This window comes from Streptomyces sp. A01 (assembly GCF_059026195.1).
Genome location: NZ_JBWLKN010000035.1, coordinates 1 through 14,151 on the forward strand (window position 1 = coordinate 1; position 14,151 = coordinate 14,151).

At 67.3% G+C, this 14,151-nt stretch carries 17 protein-coding genes and 1 pseudogene; 4 read left to right on the forward strand and 14 right to left on the reverse strand.

The window, feature by feature from the left end:
- A partial coding sequence (locus tag AC5P1B_RS31385; RefSeq protein ID WP_493891385.1) for a VOC family protein occupies nucleotides 1–216 on the forward strand: 216 nt, incomplete at its 5' end.
- 165 nt (nucleotides 217–381) lie between these two features.
- Here the strand turns inward: AC5P1B_RS31385 and AC5P1B_RS31390 are convergent.
- The gene (locus tag AC5P1B_RS31390; protein WP_493891386.1) at nucleotides 382–744 is read right to left on the reverse strand and encodes a hypothetical protein; all 363 of its coding nucleotides are present in this window, start codon (nucleotides 742–744) and stop codon (nucleotides 382–384) included.
- Nucleotides 745–848: 104 nt separating this feature from the next.
- Here AC5P1B_RS31390 and AC5P1B_RS31395 point away from each other — a divergent pair.
- Nucleotides 849–1,062, forward strand: a pseudogene (locus AC5P1B_RS31395) (hypothetical protein); the annotation flags it as partial.
- 145 nt (nucleotides 1,063–1,207) lie between these two features.
- Here AC5P1B_RS31395 and AC5P1B_RS31400 read toward each other — a convergent pair.
- The 3 genes from AC5P1B_RS31400 to AC5P1B_RS31410 all read right to left on the reverse strand — a co-directional run bounded on the left by AC5P1B_RS31400 (nucleotide 1,208) and on the right by AC5P1B_RS31410 (nucleotide 3,546).
- Entirely contained in the window at nucleotides 1,208–1,624 is a 417-nt protein-coding gene (locus AC5P1B_RS31400; RefSeq protein WP_493891387.1) for an SRPBCC family protein, read from the reverse strand.
- Between the two features lie 451 nt (nucleotides 1,625–2,075).
- A complete protein-coding gene (locus AC5P1B_RS31405; RefSeq protein ID WP_493891388.1) occupies nucleotides 2,076–2,696 on the reverse strand; it encodes a LysE family transporter in 621 nt (206 codons plus the stop codon).
- Nucleotides 2,697–2,733: 37 nt separating this feature from the next.
- The gene (locus tag AC5P1B_RS31410; protein ID WP_493891389.1) at nucleotides 2,734–3,546 is read right to left on the reverse strand and encodes a helix-turn-helix domain-containing protein; all 813 of its coding nucleotides are present in this window, start codon (nucleotides 3,544–3,546) and stop codon (nucleotides 2,734–2,736) included.
- Nucleotides 3,547–5,390: 1,844 nt separating this feature from the next.
- On the opposite strand from AC5P1B_RS31410, the gene AC5P1B_RS31415 reads away from it, so the two are divergent.
- A complete protein-coding gene (locus AC5P1B_RS31415) occupies nucleotides 5,391–5,945 on the forward strand; it encodes a hypothetical protein (protein ID WP_493891390.1) in 555 nt (184 codons plus the stop codon).
- Between the two features lie 146 nt (nucleotides 5,946–6,091).
- Here the strand turns inward: AC5P1B_RS31415 and AC5P1B_RS31420 are convergent.
- Nucleotides 6,092–6,938 (reverse strand): IS5 family transposase gene (locus tag AC5P1B_RS31420; protein ID WP_493891391.1). Its coding sequence is split into 2 segments (ribosomal slippage): nucleotides 6,092–6,463 and nucleotides 6,465–6,938, totalling 846 coding nucleotides; the frame shifts between segments, so codons are not numbered across the junction.
- A 469-nt stretch (nucleotides 6,939–7,407) separates the two neighbouring features.
- Between AC5P1B_RS31420 and AC5P1B_RS31425 the strand changes: the two genes are divergently transcribed.
- The gene (locus tag AC5P1B_RS31425; protein ID WP_493891392.1) at nucleotides 7,408–7,839 is read left to right on the forward strand and encodes a hypothetical protein; all 432 of its coding nucleotides are present in this window, start codon (nucleotides 7,408–7,410) and stop codon (nucleotides 7,837–7,839) included.
- Nucleotides 7,840–8,468: 629 nt separating this feature from the next.
- Here AC5P1B_RS31425 and AC5P1B_RS31430 read toward each other — a convergent pair.
- From AC5P1B_RS31430 to AC5P1B_RS31470, 9 genes are all read right to left on the reverse strand, one after another.
- Complete coding sequence (locus tag AC5P1B_RS31430) at nucleotides 8,469–8,684, reverse strand: hypothetical protein (RefSeq protein WP_493891393.1); 216 nt, start codon at nucleotides 8,682–8,684, stop codon at nucleotides 8,469–8,471.
- Nucleotides 8,681–9,265 carry a site-specific integrase gene (locus AC5P1B_RS31435; protein WP_493891394.1) on the reverse strand — a complete coding sequence of 195 codons (585 nt, stop codon included), beginning with the start codon at nucleotides 9,263–9,265 and terminating at the stop codon, nucleotides 8,681–8,683. The genes AC5P1B_RS31430 and AC5P1B_RS31435 overlap by 4 nt, the downstream gene beginning before the upstream one ends.
- A 96-nt stretch (nucleotides 9,266–9,361) precedes the next feature.
- Complete coding sequence (locus tag AC5P1B_RS31440; protein ID WP_493891395.1) at nucleotides 9,362–10,222, reverse strand: hypothetical protein; 861 nt, start codon at nucleotides 10,220–10,222, stop codon at nucleotides 9,362–9,364.
- Nucleotides 10,219–10,554: a helix-turn-helix domain-containing protein gene (locus AC5P1B_RS31445; protein WP_493891396.1), complete on the reverse strand. Its 336-nt coding sequence runs from the start codon at nucleotides 10,552–10,554 to the stop codon at nucleotides 10,219–10,221. The genes AC5P1B_RS31440 and AC5P1B_RS31445 overlap by 4 nt, the downstream gene beginning before the upstream one ends.
- A gap of 341 nt (nucleotides 10,555–10,895) precedes the next feature.
- The gene (locus tag AC5P1B_RS31450; RefSeq protein ID WP_493891397.1) at nucleotides 10,896–11,390 is read right to left on the reverse strand and encodes a hypothetical protein; all 495 of its coding nucleotides are present in this window, start codon (nucleotides 11,388–11,390) and stop codon (nucleotides 10,896–10,898) included.
- A 190-nt stretch (nucleotides 11,391–11,580) separates the two neighbouring features.
- Nucleotides 11,581–12,018, reverse strand: coding sequence for a DUF6262 family protein (locus AC5P1B_RS31455; RefSeq protein ID WP_493891398.1), 438 nt, complete (start codon nucleotides 12,016–12,018; stop codon nucleotides 11,581–11,583).
- Nucleotides 12,008–12,772 (reverse strand): tyrosine-type recombinase/integrase, encoded by a 765-nt coding sequence (locus tag AC5P1B_RS31460; RefSeq protein ID WP_493891399.1) that lies wholly within the window; start codon nucleotides 12,770–12,772, stop codon nucleotides 12,008–12,010. Before AC5P1B_RS31460 ends, AC5P1B_RS31455 begins: the two co-directional genes overlap by 11 nt.
- Nucleotides 12,726–13,553 carry a hypothetical protein gene (locus AC5P1B_RS31465; protein ID WP_493891400.1) on the reverse strand — a complete coding sequence of 276 codons (828 nt, stop codon included), beginning with the start codon at nucleotides 13,551–13,553 and terminating at the stop codon, nucleotides 12,726–12,728. The genes AC5P1B_RS31460 and AC5P1B_RS31465 overlap by 47 nt, the downstream gene beginning before the upstream one ends.
- On the reverse strand, nucleotides 13,550–14,074 hold the full coding sequence (locus AC5P1B_RS31470) for a tyrosine-type recombinase/integrase (RefSeq protein WP_493891401.1): 525 nt from the start codon (nucleotides 14,072–14,074) through the stop codon (nucleotides 13,550–13,552). Before AC5P1B_RS31470 ends, AC5P1B_RS31465 begins: the two co-directional genes overlap by 4 nt.
- Between the last annotated feature and the right edge of the window lie 77 nt (nucleotides 14,075–14,151).

Consider the following 14,151-nt stretch of genomic DNA (forward strand, 5'->3'; position numbering starts at 1 on the left):
GTTCCCGAAGGGAAGGTCGCCAAGAACCGGCTGCACCTTGACGTGCGGGTCGGCACCGGACTCGTGGGTGAAGAGCGTCTGGCCGCACTCGAAGCCGAGTGCGCACGACTGGTCCCGCTCGGTGCGGTACGCGTGCGACTACTGCTTGCCGATGACGACAATGAGTCGTGCCTCGTGATGCAGGACATCGAGGGCAACGAGTTCTGTCTCGACTGAGGGTCCGCGCACGTGTCTTCGTCCTGTCCTCATGGGCCAGGACGAAGAACCGCCCCCCGATCCGTCAGGGCGCCGCAGCGCCTCCCGCACCGTTCGGCGATGGGTTCCGCACCCTCGGGAGAGCGCCCGGACATGCCATGCATCTACGCCAAGGGCCGCGAGGACTCACTCGAACGGTGTGACGCCGCCATAGCCCGCGGTGAATACGGCGCCCGCGACGGCTTCGCGGAATACCTGGCGATCTTCGTACCCACCGGAACCCAGCAGCCCCCACCCACTCGGCAGGAGTAGCGAACCTCGCTGGCGGAGCAGGCCGCCATTCCAGTGGTGCGCCGACGGCGCACCACTCACAGGCGAGGCGAGGCTCCCCACCATCGTGGGAAAGCGCCGCCACCACTGCGCGTCCAGCTCAAAGACGTCCCAGGCAAGAGGGATGTTGCGGCGGCACAGGCAGCGCGTGAGGCGGAACGCACTGGACACGGCGGCGTCTCTCTGGGGCGCGGACGGGCGCTCCAGCATGTCATCCACGCCGCGACCAACACTGCTGTCGTCCGGACCTCTCCCAACCAGGAGACGGTCGCCCCGCCAAGGCATGGGAACTCTCCGGCGCGAAATCTGCGGTCGGTAACACCACCGTGGTCAGCACGGCCGCCGCCCGCTCCTCCCTGGCGTCCATGACCGTCACCGCCGAGCACTCCCGCACCGGCGACAGCCGCGATCTCTCTTCCCGCACTGGATCACCATCAGCGGCGCCTGCGACACCCGCGAGACCGTCATCAAGCGCGACGGCAGCAACGTGGTGACCGACTCTCCTCCTACGCCGCGACGCCGGGCAGGTGGTACTCCGTCGGCGCGCACCAGGGCGAGACCTTCCAGCTGAAGCGCTGAGCGGCGGCAGCCGTGCGAAGGTTGCGCGGCCGGTCCTGCTGACCGCGGTTGTCCGTACGGCACCGCGTCTGCCCGTGGGCGCGGTGTCCTGCTCGTCCGTGGGTCAGCCGGCGCCTCCGTCGTCGACCCGCAGCGCCACCTGCTCCTCCAGTCGCGCCAGACTGCGGTCCAGCTCGGTGTCCACCGTGTCCTTGCCGGGGTCGTGCTCCTCGTCGAAGAAGGACAGGTGGACCGTCACCTCGCTGGTGCCGCTGCCGATGCCGGAGACCTGGAGCCAGCCGGCGTAGCTGCCGCTGTCCCTTGTTCCCCACTCCAGCCGCATCTGGTCCCGCTGGGCGCGGAACAGGGCGGGCGCGTCCTCGCCCGTACGGTCCTCGTGCACGGTCACGGCGGGCAGCTCCTCCGCCCGGACGTGCAGGTCCCGCGGCAGCCAGCTGTCGAGCTGGTCGATGTTGCCTGCCTGGTCGAATACATGCTCAGGCAGCGCGGGCATCGTACGGGAACGCTCGTATTCGCTCATGCCATACCCATCCTCGGTCAAATCCTTCCGTGGACCCTCAGTAACCCTGTGCCCGAAGACGGCGCCCGAAGACGTACAACCACCCGTTCGCCCAGCCTCGGTCCGCGATACCTGGTGGGCAAGCGGTATCAGACCCTCCGGTTGGCCCTTCCCGACCGGTGCATTGCTTCAGATGTGCAAGCGGCGAACTCTTCGGAGGCCTGGGGGCAGGCGGTTACGGCTGCGTCAGGGGGTAAGCATCGTTGCTCCTTTTCAGGCGAGAAGAGGGGCGTCGTCTGTGAATGGGCGGATGAAGTCGTCGTCTGAGTGCGTGCCGACATGACATGCGAGGCGACCGCACTCGTTGCCGTTTTGACGAGCCCGGACCGCGTAGCGCGCCCCGCAGGCCCCGGCCGCGCCGGGTGTCTCGCCAGCGGGCCAGCCGCTCCGTCAGACACACGTGCCAGGCATGTCACATGAGCCGGCCCAGCTGGAGGATGGCGAAGGCCAGGAGTGCGATGCCGCAGCATGCCTCGAGCACGCGTACGGCCAGTGGTGGCAGTGCCCTGCGCAGCACCACTATGAGCCCCGCCGAGATCAGACACCACAGCACTGAGGAGGTCATGAACCCGGCGAAGAAGACGCCTAGCTCCGGTGCTCCGCCCGGTCCCAGTACGGCGCCCACCCCGCCGGCCGCGCCCGACCAGTAGACGATGTTCCACGGGTTCGCCAACGACATGCCCGCCCCCACAGCCATGGCCTTGCGGTCCTGCTCTCTGTGCGGTTCCGTCACCCGGTCGGGCTCCTTTCGCGCGTAGGCGTCGCGTAGGCCTGCCATCCCCAGCCAGGCCAGCAGCAAGCACCCGGCCACCGTGAGTGGCACGCGCAAGGCCGGCACCGCGAACAGCGCCCCCACCCCCGCCAGGCCGAGGACCGCCCATACGGCGTCGCCTACCAGCGATCCGAGCTGGACCGCGAAGGCCGGGCCGAATCCGCCCCGTATCCCGCGCCGTAGCGACTCGCTGAACACCGCACCCGGTGCCGCGTTGAACACCAGCCCCAACCACAGAGCCACCATGAAGATCTCGATCATGGCGGCCACTGTGCCGGGGGTCCGCCGTGCGGTCTTGTCAGATGTTGATCTGGGACAGCCGACGGTAGCGGCCCGGCGTGATGGCGTAGGCCGCGGTGAAGTGGCGGTGGAAATGCGCCTGGTCGGCGAAGCCCAGCAGATGCGCGACATCGGCGACCGGCTCGCCCTTGCGCAGTCGGCGCCGCGCCTCGGCCAACCGGGCCGACAGGTGCCAGGCGTAGGGCGGGCTGCCGGTGGCGCGGGCGAACGTCCGGATCAGATGCTCCCGGGACATCCCCGCCTCAGCGGCCAGCTCGGCCAATTTAGGCGCGTGGGACAGGTCACGCAGGCGGTCGATGATCGCGGCTATCCGGGTGTCGGCGGGCTCGGGAGCACGGGAGCGCCGTCCCGCTGCCAGGTCGAGCAGCCGCGACAGGACCAATGCCAGACGCTCCTGGAGCAATACCGCGGGCTCAGCCGACGCGGGGTGTCCGTCAGCGGTGAGCTTGCGGAAGGCTTTGGCCGCGGCGAGGAGCTCGCCGCGAAGGCAGGGAGAGCGGACGAGGGGGCGTTCGAAGTCGACCAGGTCCTGGCCAGTCAGCGATTCCACCACCGCTGGCGGGACGTACCAGCTCACGGCCGCGAAGGTGGTGCCGGGCGGGACCTGCGTGGTGCACGACTGGACCTGGCCGGGGTTGTAGACGGTGACCTCGTCCAGGCCCACGTCGAATGCGGTGCGATCCAGCCGGACCCGCTCCAGGCCACAGAGGTTGACGCTGATCACGTACTCATCGTGGCTGTGCCGCGGGAAGCCGCCTGACGCAGGCCGCACCACCGCCAGCTGGCCTCCGGCCCATTCCGTGTCCCGCATGCGCCAAAACTACGGCAGGGCGCGGACACGGCCGGACGGGGATGGTCCGTGGTGGCCTTCGGCCAGGCGGAGCACGCCGCCTTCCGCACCGTCCGATATGTCACCCTGTACGTGCGCTCCAGGGCTCGCATCAACCTACCCGCACCGCAGTGCTGTCGAAGCTCGTGAACGACGTCCGACCGTGAACCGAGCTGTCCCCCTGACCCGTGAACAGCCGCTGTCGCCGGAGGGTGTTCATCGGTGGCTGCGGGCAGCGGCTTCGGCCTCCCGGCCTGCCTGAGTTCACCCGGGAATGACTATCAGGACAAACGGTCGCAAGCCAGGCGCGATTCCAAGACTGGCAGTGTGCGTCTAGCCGCCATCAAGCTCACACGTCCCTGCCCCGGCCGAACGAATCCCGCCCGCCTGGACCTGACCGCGTTGGAGGACGCCGGGACACGGCAGGTCCACCACCGGGCAGGAGACGTCTACCTGCGGCGCAGCGACTCACCGCTCACCGCGTCACGCCCCTCAACCGCCCCGGTATCCGTCGCGCCGTCCTGCACTTCGCCTACACCACCGAAGCCCATCAGGCACCTGCCACCGAATCCGCCAAGCGCCTGTACACCTGACGGGAACAGCCCCATTTCGGGGGTCCCGCACCAACCCCGAAAGTGAAGACGGCATGGCCGTGGGGAGTCTTGGCGCCGATCATGTCTCGGAAGTGTCGCCTCAGCGCAGGCGTCCGAGGTGGTTGAATGCGAGGTCTGGGAAACGGACATTGGTGGCGCGGGCGGCCCTACTGTGTGAGGGGTACCGTCCTGCATCCGTTCGGCAAGGAGCACCAGGCCGTGAACGTCGAGGTTTCCCCGCGCGTACGCGGCACCGCGACCCACCTCGGGGCCGGCGTGCCCTATGCCCTGAAGGTCCTGGGCCCTGAAGGTCCTGGCCGGTCAGCTGGCCGACGATCCGGACATGGGTCGGCCCTCGGGTCTTCCCGGCATCCTCACCGTGACGGTCGAGGGCGACCTGTTCGAGGACTGCCCCGCCCTGGCCATCGGCTACATCCGTGAGCCGGACCGTATCGAGATCCGGTACGTGAACCCGGTTCCGTCATCGGAGCCCGCTGCGCCCGCCCAGGACGAAGGCCGAGTTGTGGGTGAACGAGGCCACCCCGGGCGCCCCGGACACCGAGACGTAGGCACCCCGGCCCGGATGGCGCCCGTATCTGGTGTGGTTCGCGCCGACCCACGAGGGCGCCTGCTTCCGCTGCTGCCTCACCACAGCGAACACGCCGACGCGAGCGCGGCCAGGAAGACTTCCTCTCGCAGTTCTGCGACGAATGGAGCCTGGGTCGCGCCGCCGTCCTCCGCTGGGCCCCCGCTGCTGACATTCCGGCAGATCGCCGCCGCACTCGGCGTGGAGTCCGAACAGCCGCCCAGGGCCGCTACCGGCACCGAGTCGGCACCGTCCACATCTCTGACTCCGGCCGCGACGGCACCCCGTAGAGCTTCGCCCGAAGACATGGTTCGCCGCTCGTCAGCACCCCAGTCAGCCAGGGGCGGCGCTGGAGGCACGACGACTGCCCTGGCGCCGGGCGGGAATCAAGGCAGTCACACGACCCCGACAGGGACGGGCTGTTGCACGTGTCGCTCTGTCCAACGCGCCGACGCCCCTTCGGTCACGCCGAAAGCCGCCTGACCACGGCGGTTCAGGGGCCCACCTGTGGGACAGAGGAGGAAGAGCCGAGATCATCGTGGGCTGGCCTCATGCCGTGCACCTAGGCCGTTTCGTTTGGATCAGCGTGCGGACCAGAGGAAGATGCTCGCGATGTGGAGTCCGGCCTTGCGAGAAGGGATGAAGCGATGACATTGCATTCCGATGTGGCCGCGTTGCTAGCGGGGGTCGGCATCCTCGACGTGGACGTCGACGATGCCGTCGCGGACGAGCACGTGCGATCGTCCGCGTACCGACGCGTCGTCTCGGTGACCGCTTCCTCGCGGAGCCGCGACCGAGACCGCGCGATCGTGGCCACGATCCTGCGCGACCCCATCGAGATTGTTTCCAAGGGGGCGGTGGTCGCCCTCGTGGACAGGATGGCGATGAAGGTGACCGGTCCTGCCGAGTTCCGACAATGGTCGGCCGAACTACTGCCAGAGATTGACCAGCTCAAGACGGAGGCGTACCGCGAGTTCACCCGCCGCCGCATCCACGACTGGCTGTTCTACCTGTCCATCGAGGACGGTCACGTGCCGACACCGGTCGAGTTGGCGAAGGTCACGGACTGGATGCAGCGCGTCCTCGCCGAGGAGTCGACGTCGCTGGCGGTACTCGCCCTGCTCGCCGAGTCAGGCAACAGGAAGAAGATCCGAAACATCGCGAAGAACCGAGCCGGAAGCCGCAAGCTGAGAACGCAATGAGTCGGTAGTGGCAATTGGCAGGCGCGCCGACTGCCTCACCCACAAGAACGGCGTCATGTCCGACGATCATGCGGGAGAACACGTCCAGGACGGAGGCGACGTAGGCCCAGCCGGACCAGGTTCTGACGTAGGCCGTTTGGTTTGGATCAGCGTGCCGACCAGAGGAAGATGCCCGCGATGTGGAGTCCGGCCAGGTAGATGGTTGCGCTCTTCTCATAGCGGGTGGCGATGCCGCGCCACTGCTTGAGCCGGTTGATGCAGCGCTCGACGGTGTCGCGCTGCTTATAGGTCTCGTGGTCGAGGGCCGGTGGCCTGCCGACCCGGCTTCCCCGTCGCAGCCAGTGGTGTTGCTGGTCCGCCGGGACTGGGAGCACAGTACGGAGGCCGCGCTTGCGCAGGTGGTTTCGGATCGCGCGGGAAGAGTACGCCTTGTCGGCCAGAACCATGTTTGGCCTGGTGCGAGGCCGGCCGCGCGGTCGGGGCACGCGCAGGCGGTCCATCACCTCCGTGAAAGCAGGGCGCGTCGCCTGCCTGGCCGGCGGTGAGATGGAAAGCCATCGGCCGACAGCGGTCATCGGCAGCAAGGTGGATCTTCGTCGTCAGTCCGCCGCGGGACCGGCCGATGGCATGGTCGTCCGGTTCGCCGGCCGGGGCCCCCTTTTTGCGGGCTCCGGCCGCATGCTGGTGTGCCCGCACGATCGTGGAATCCACCGAGATGGCCCAGGTCAGGTCCTCATCGGTGTCGGCCTGGGCCATCAGCGCGGTGAGCACCCGCTCCCAGGTGCCGTCGATGGCCCACATCCGCAGCCGGTTGTAGACACCTCGCCAGTTGCCGTACTTCTCCGGCAGGTGCACCCACTGCGTTCCGGTCTGGAACTTGTAAGCGATCGCGTCGATCACTTCACGGTGGTCCCGCCAGCGACCACCCCGCTTCGGCGTCCGGTCTGGACGTAACGGCTCGATCCGTGCCCACTGCGCGTCAGTCAACGGCATACCCGAACCAACGATCCGATGATCGGAACGAAACACCCTGGTCGCGCTCCCAGACCCCGGGGGCGGCGATCTCGCAAGGCTCGGCCGCCTTTTGCCAGCGAGGCGACACACCGAAGCCCGGCTGGGGAAGCCCAGCCGGGCTTCGCACACGACGGCACGTTCAAACGCCCCGTAGAAGCCATCTCGATTGGTGAGTCTGCGGCAGCAGATGAGAATCAGGGGATGCTTGTGAAGGCCTGGAAGTAGTCCATTTTACACTCGTAACAGCGGTGGAGACGTCGGCAGCCGACCAGCCAGGCCATAGTGCGACCACTGATGCCGGATTAGCCATGTGAATTTCGACGCGCAGGAAAGTCAAGCTCAAATGCAACTCAAATTATCCACTGTACACTTGTGGCGGGCATGGCAGGCTGTCAGGATCACGATCGACCAGTAGGCCTGAATAAGGGGATTTCTTATGCTTCTCAAAATGAAGAAGCTTGCCATCGTCGGTGTCGCCGCTCTCGGAGTCCTTGCGCTCAGTGCGCCGACCGCCTCGGCGACGTCCAAGAGTTCTGGCCCAGTCAAGATGATGTACAACCCGAACTGCACCGTCACGGTGTATGTGGACGACCACCAGTTCCCCGGCAAGATCCGCGGGCAGGCCCACTTTAGCTGTTCCAAGGGTGACCTCCTTTTCACTCCCTCCATCAGCTTTGACCGCGACCGGACCCACGGCGTAGCGAGGAAGAGTGCCGGTGTGAAGATCATTAGCAAGGGTAAGGGTTTCGGGGGCTTCGAGACGACCACCACGGACAAGGCCGGCACTCAGTGCTACCGGGCCGTTGTGCAAATGATCTACCCCGACCCTGCGGATGTGAACAAGTCACAGCTCGTCAAGACTCCGTGTCTCAACACCTGATGCCTCCTGCTGGAACTGAATTCCGGGAATCCGAGGCGAGTTGGCGCCGCATACACTCGACCCGGTTCCCGAATCTCGACAGCGCATGCCGGTCTTAGAGGTCCGCGTAGTATTTGGCCAAGGCGAGGGCCTGGCGTCCTCGCCAGCCGTCAGATTTCAAAGCCCACGGTGATTCCTGGGGTTACGGGATCTCCCGAATTCCACGCACTGAACCGCAGCATCCCCGCCGACTCCCGGGCGCGAAGGGCCACGAGGCCCTTCGCGCCCGGGAGTCGGCCTTATGCTGCAACGCGACACCGCCCAGAGCCGGTACCGCCAACGCGGTACCGGCTCTTTGCGTGAGGGGAGGCCCCGCCTCTCTCATAGCTGCAGAATGACAACGAGCCGCTGTGTGTCCGCCGCAGCTTTCAGCACGCATCTACCCGCAGGCCGGGCGGTGCTGACGAGCCGCACGAAGATTCCAGTGTGGGCGACATCCCGCGAGTTCCCCTGAACCCCGCCGAAGCCTCGTCCCGGTGGTCAGGGGTGTTCTGTCTCCTTGGGCTGTTCTTCGAGCTGGTGACGTAACCTCAGATTCCGGGTGTGAGTGGTTGAGGTGCAGGAAATCCCGGTGAGATTGATCTTTCTGGCTACTCGGCCTCCGTGGGCTGGAGAGCCTGGCCCTGGAGACGCTGCCGCAGATCGGTTTCCTCCGGAGTGAGCGGATCGTCCGGGCGTCGGAGACGGACTCGGCGGGGACGGGGGATGTCGCCGGTGTCCAGGAGGTCGGCGAAGTCGGCGTGCGCCTGGGCGACGGCTTCGGGGTACGCCTCCGGGGTTGGGTACTGGTGGGCTCTCCTAATCAACTGTCGCCAGTTTCTCGTGGAGCCCAGCCTGCTGGTGACCGTGCGTGATCCCCAGGGGCGTATCGGCTCCATGCCCCGCCGGTCTCATTGCGGAGCCGGGTGGTGGTCTTGTCGTGGTAGCCGAGGGTGTCTGCGATGACGGGGGCGGGCGTCTCCAGGAGTTGCTGTCGGATGGTGGCGTCGCGGGCGGCTGCGGCCGGGACACCGACCTTGTTGAGGAGCGCGGACAGGTGGTCGGGGCGGAACGGCTGGCCTGCGCGGCGGCCGGGGAAGAGCCACTGGGATGCCGGGTTGGTGGTGGTGTCCATGTTGTCGCGGTTCGCGATGTGCTCCGGCAGCAGCGAGGCGACCGGTGCGGGGACGGGCGAGGCCGGTTCCCCGAGCCGCAGAAGTACAGCCTCGCCGTCGCGGATCACGTCGCCGACGGTGAGCCGAACGATCCGGGTCAAGGGCTGCGCGGAGAGGAGCACGACGATCCCGGCGACACGAAGGTGCATCGGTATCTCGGAATCGGCCAGCAGCCGGCCCAGGGCGTCCAGGCGCTCGTCCTCACTCAGCGCGGCTCGTCGGGTGGCCTTCATCGCGGGGATGGAGAGGGAGCGTCGGCAATGGCGGCTCTGCACGGCCCAGTTGGGGAAAGCCCTCAAACAGGTGCGGCCGTGCTCGCTGTTCTCGGCTCACCAGGCGTCGATGTCGATCTGGGAACAGGAGACGAGGGTGGTGTTCCGCTCGCCGAGCCACTGGAGGAAGGCGGTCGCGTGTTTGCCTTGGTCGGCGGCGAAGCGGCGGATGCTCGGTGTGATGTGGCTCTGTTCGGCTCGTGCCCGCAGCCGGGGCAGGACGCGCCAGGTCGCGAAGAGCCGGATCGTTTTGACGTGCTCGGGGTCCTTGATGCCGGTCAGATGGCCAAGGAGCCAGCGCTGGAAGGAGCAAATGTACTTGTCGATCGGGGGCAGGACTCCGCTGGCCATGAGGAGTTCTTCCAGGTGGGCTGCTGACCGCCAGGGCCGGAGTTCGTGGAAGGCGTCGTGGGTCAGCGGGATCTGGCCGAGGCCGAGCTGCCGCAGCCTCTGCGAGGGGTTCCCTGGCTGATCGTGGCGCAGGGCCAGCCCGGCCACTCCGCTGCTGGGCTTGTCCATCGCCACCAGCAGATCGAACAGGGGCGTCAACTCGGGACGGACCCGGCCGGTGCCATCGTCCAGGAGAGCGGTGAGCCGGTCCGAGAGCGTGCAGCGCTCGCAGAGCCGTCCGCCCAGAAGCTTTCCCTCGAAGCCGCAGCGTGAGCAGTCGAAGGACTGGGAGAAGCCAGCGCAAGTGGTGCAGATAGGGGTGCCGTCGCCAGGACGAAGTCCGAGAAGGGCACGGTCCTGGTCGCATTCCGGGCAGGTGCCCCGTATGCGGACCGCGCGGTCCGAGCAGTTCCGGCAGACGTATCCGTCGGGCCAGGTGCCGGCCTTGTGCTTGCGCCGACCGCAGCGGCAGCACTCGGCCATGTACCAGCGTTCGTACTGCTCGTCGGTGGCGTAGGAGCGGCTCATGCGTCGGGCAGGATGCGGGCCGCGCGCGGTCGCAGTTTCGCGACGTTCGCGGGCGGGGCGGGCAGGTCGCCGGTGGCGGTCTTGCGGACACCGGCGTTCTCGGCGGTGGTGGCCACCAGGTCGGCCGGGGTGCAGGAGAGGATGTCGCAGAGGGCGGCCATGACCTGCAACGACAGACGTTCCGGGGTGCCGGAGACGAGACGGTGGACCTGGGAGGCGGACAGGTCGATGCCGCGCTCGCGCAGCAGCGGCACCAGTTCGGTTGCGGTGAAGATCCGGTGCTTGGCCATGACCTCACGCAGCTGCCAGGTGTAGCCGACTTTGCGTTTCATGCTTGCCCTCCGGTCTGGGTCTGGAGGGCCGCGGCGATGGTGTCATCCAGGTGCCGGCGCAGGGTGCGGGGGCGGAAATCCGAGGACACGCAGGTGTGGATGGAGGTGGCGCTGGCGTGCTCGTGACCGACCTGTTCCTGGATTATCTTGAGTTCGCTGGCTCGGCAGGCTGTTGACCTGTGTGTTTGCGTCACGGTGGTTGTTCGTGACGTAGCGGATGACGGCAAGGGTGGTCCTTTCAGCACGGGCCGATCGTTACCGATCTGTCTGCCAACGCAGAAGCGGAGAGGACTGAGCCCGCGCAGGACAGATTGATTGCCCAGGTCCAGTTGCAGCGCAGGTCAGCCATGCTGCTGGTTCCGTGACCCGAGGTCTGGCGGGGCACCAAGGGCCAGTCGGGCAGCGGCCAGGAATCGTTTGCGGTGTTCTGTTTGTGCTCGTATCTCGTCCAAGGCCACGTCCTGCTGATGGGGCTCATCCGAGGGGCGCTCCCGTAGGGCGGCATACCGCTGGTGTTCGAGTCCCGCGGCTCTCGCCAGCTGTGCCGCGCACTCATCCATAGATGAGGGGCCGACGACCGAGATGCGCGCAGCGTGCTCTTCCATCGCGCGCACCTGGGCACCCATCGCGTCCACCTCGCTCGCTGAGGGCAGACTCTCGAAGAGGTGGGCCTCACGACCGAACTGATCACTTCGTGACCGCCGCTCTTCAGCGGCTCGGAGGCTCTCGGTGGCCACACGCGCGAAGCCGTCGTAAGCGCGCATGAAGCCTTCGTAGGCTTCGAAACGTTGTTGCCGTAGCCAATGAGCATGCTCGGCATCGGCCTGGTCGCGCACCTGCTGGTGCGTGGCCCGTGCAGTTCGCTCTGCCCCCGTTCGTGCGCCCCAGGCCGCCGCAGCACCCCCGATGGCGGCTCCCACCAAACCGAAAGCGCCAGTGACTATCGCTGCTATCTCCTGATCCACGCAGAGATTGTGGCGGACTCACCGATGGTTTGCGTACGTTCGCCGACGTGGCAGGCCAAGCTCACTCGTGAACAGCCCTCCTGGGATTGTTCGCGCCTGCCCGTGGTGGGCTTCTGCGAGTCGTTGCGGCGCGTTGTTCGCCGAGCGCACGGGCGAGTTGCTCGCGAAGTTGCTGGTTCTCCTCGGTGAGACGGCGGACGCGAGCGTTGGCGGTTTCGAGTCGCCGCAGGAGAGAGGCGTCGGAGGTGCGCTGACGTGCAGGCACCGGGGACGCGGGTGCTCGGTGGTGTGCTGCACGAAGTTGCTCGATCTCCGCTCGCAAGTCCGCCTGAGCGTAGAGCCAGGACCGGGAGACGTCTGCTCGTTCCGCCACGGCCTCGAAGGTGACGCGCTCTCCCGCAGCATCGAGAGCGCGGAGCGCCTGGATGGTCTTGGAGCGGGTGTACTCGCTGCGCCGGCGGGCGGCATCGACGATGTGCTGGCTGTTGTCAGCTCGCATCAGCAGTCGCCTCCGGATCATTGGGCTCGGATTCCAGGCTGGTGATGACCTTCTCCAGGTTGCCCAGGACCTGGCGGTTCATCTCGACCACGCGTGACTGGCCGCGGGCCTTGGCGACGGAGACGATCTGCAGCAGCAGCTGGCGCTGTTCGCGGTGCTGCGGGAGGAACTCGGGGGTGGTCACGAACATCGGGCATGTTAGGCAAGCGTTGGCATGCGGACAGACCTTCTGAACTGGCAGCCCGCAGTATCCATTGGGCAGGGCCTGGGTCACGCGGCCGAGCCGCTGCTTGGCCCAGTTGGCTTCGGCGAGCGGACCGTCGGGATCGACGGTGACGCTCTCGCCCTTGGAGTTGACCTTGCGGGCCTTCTCCCAGTGCCGGCGGACTGTGGTGTCATGCAGCCGCGCATAGTGAGCGGTCATCTCGCCGGAGGAGTGATCAAGGATCACGCGTACGACTTCCTGCGGGACATCCCGGTTGATCAGCCTGGTTCCGAGAGTGTGGCGCCATTGATGGGGCGTCAGGTGCACCGGACGTCCGTGTTCATCGCGGACGTCACACCGCTCCAGCCAGCGGTCGAGCTGTCCGCGGTAGGAGTGCGTGGTCAGTGACCGGGTGCCGTCGGGGTTCATGCGCGGGGCCGGGAACAGCCACCGGCTGCCGCCGGGCCAGCGTTCCAGGATGCGCTGCTGCTGGGCTGTGATCTCACCTTCGACCTCCTCGTCGATGGGGACCAGTGCCTCGCGTTTCATTTTCCGGTTGAGGTAGCGCAGGTAGGCAGCGCCGTCCGCACCGCTCGATCGGCCATTCCAGCAACGACGCGGTGCCGCTGGCGGCGGCCAGCCGGATCACCGGGCCGGCAGCCGAGCTGTGGGTGTTGACCTGCCGCTCGTCGTGGCGGCACTGCAGCGCGTACTGCAGCTCCAGCCTCAGCTGGCGCTTCGCCTCCAGCGGCCGGAAGTCGAAGCGGTCGTCTCCCGCGGCCTCGCAGCGGCGTACGAACTCCTCGGTCTCGGGGCTTCCGACGGCATACCAGCGGGACTTGTGGTTGTGGCAGAACGGCGACTTCCCCTGGGCCCACAGGGTGCAGAACGACAGTCGGCAGACCCGATGGCCATCGTCTTCGACCATGGGCAGGCCCACCGTCCACTTCTTCCTGCCGGGCATGCCCGCCCGCTCCCAGAAACCGTGATGGCTCACGCAGAGTCCCTGGCGGGCCGCACCGTAGCAGCACCCGGTGACAGCGCAGGCCGTCAGTTCGGTCCGTCCGACCGGGCCGGAGCCAGGATCGGTGATGAACGCCTCCATGTCCGGGCCCCCGCGCCGCTGCCAGCGGTAGTAGTGGCCACGGCAGAGCTGGCGGGTGCGGGGCTGGCGCGGGCATCCGGGAACCCGGCAGGCTCCCAGGCCGAAGATCAGCTCTCCGGGGGCGGGGATGAACACATCGACGCGGAACTCCGGCCGGACGGCGGCCATAAGCTTGCCCAACAGCCCCGAACCGGGAGCCGGGACGGCAGATGTCATCTCGCTCACGCCCGAACCTCCTGTCCGGTCAGGAATCCGGCGGCCTCCAGAGCGCGGCGGGCGTCTTCGGCGGACAGATGACCGTAAATGTCGATCGTGGTGGCGATCGAGGAGTGGCCAAGGATGGCGCTGACCACCTCGATGGGCACCTTGCGGCGCAGAAGCAAGGTCGCCCGGGTATGCCGGAACCAGTGGGGGTCGAAGTCGGTCCCGGTGTCGCGGCGGAGCCGCAGCACCAGGTCGTAGACGGCCGCGTAGGTCAGCGGACGTCCGTAGGAGCCGCCCCAGAGGTTGACGAAGATGTAGTCGCTGTCCAGGTCGCTGTATTCGCCGTGCAGATAGTCCGCGTAGAGCCGGATCACCTCGGGGCCGACCCGGACCGTGCGAGGCGAAGCGGGCTTGGCCCGAGCCCGGTTGTCGTTATCCCGCTGCATGACCGTCAACTCGCCCTCCGCAGCGGCCAGATCCTCGTGCCGGAGCCCGAGCGCCTCACCGATCCGGATCCCCGTCTCCCACAGCAGCGCGAACAAGAACCGGTCCCGCAGGCGGGTGCAGGCGTCCAGGATCGCCTGGACCTGGGCAGCGGTCAGGATCGTCGGATGCGTGC

Coding starts and splice junctions, on each gene's coding strand:
- AC5P1B_RS31400 (WP_493891387.1), bottom strand. CDS start 1,624: ATGAGCGAATACGAGCGTTCCCGTACGATGCCCGCGCTGCCTGAGCAT.
- AC5P1B_RS31405 (WP_493891388.1), bottom strand. CDS start 2,696: ATGATCGAGATCTTCATGGTGGCTCTGTGGTTGGGGCTGGTGTTCAAC.
- AC5P1B_RS31410 (WP_493891389.1), bottom strand. CDS start 3,546: ATGCGGGACACGGAATGGGCCGGAGGCCAGCTGGCGGTGGTGCGGCCT.
- AC5P1B_RS31415 (WP_493891390.1), top strand. CDS start 5,391: ATGACATTGCATTCCGATGTGGCCGCGTTGCTAGCGGGGGTCGGCATC.
- AC5P1B_RS31425 (WP_493891392.1), top strand. CDS start 7,408: ATGAAGAAGCTTGCCATCGTCGGTGTCGCCGCTCTCGGAGTCCTTGCG.
- AC5P1B_RS31435 (WP_493891394.1), bottom strand. CDS start 9,265: ATGAAGGCCACCCGACGAGCCGCGCTGAGTGAGGACGAGCGCCTGGAC.
- AC5P1B_RS31440 (WP_493891395.1), bottom strand. CDS start 10,222: ATGAGCCGCTCCTACGCCACCGACGAGCAGTACGAACGCTGGTACATG.
- AC5P1B_RS31445 (WP_493891396.1), bottom strand. CDS start 10,554: ATGAAACGCAAAGTCGGCTACACCTGGCAGCTGCGTGAGGTCATGGCC.
- AC5P1B_RS31455 (WP_493891398.1), bottom strand. CDS start 12,018: ATGCGAGCTGACAACAGCCAGCACATCGTCGATGCCGCCCGCCGGCGC.
- AC5P1B_RS31460 (WP_493891399.1), bottom strand. CDS start 12,772: ATGAAACGCGAGGCACTGGTCCCCATCGACGAGGAGGTCGAAGGTGAG.